Consider the following 247-nt stretch of genomic DNA (forward strand, 5'->3'; position numbering starts at 1 on the left):
TGCGCGAGGCCAAGTTGCAGAGCAGTTGGAGCGCACCGAACGAAGCCTATGAGAAAGGGGTTGAAACGTTCCTGTCGCGCCTGTTGCTCAGCCCTGAAGGCCAGCCATTACGCACTGCGCTGGCGCAAGCCGCCGAGACCATCGCACCGGCCGGCGCCTTGAATGGTCTGGCGCAAACCTTGCTTCGCCTTACCGTGCCGGGGGTGCCGGACCTGTACCAGGGCGATGAGTTCTGGGACTTCAGCCT

1 protein-coding gene is annotated in these 247 nt (G+C 63.2%); it reads left to right on the forward strand.

Annotated elements, in window-relative coordinates:
* Positions 1 to 247 (forward strand): hypothetical protein (locus SB765_RS32545; RefSeq protein ID WP_410932880.1); only part of this gene is annotated, 247 nt, incomplete at both ends.

Source organism: Pseudomonas sp. SIMBA_067 (genome assembly GCF_046534675.1).
Classification (GTDB): domain Bacteria; phylum Pseudomonadota; class Gammaproteobacteria; order Pseudomonadales; family Pseudomonadaceae; genus Aquipseudomonas; species Aquipseudomonas putida.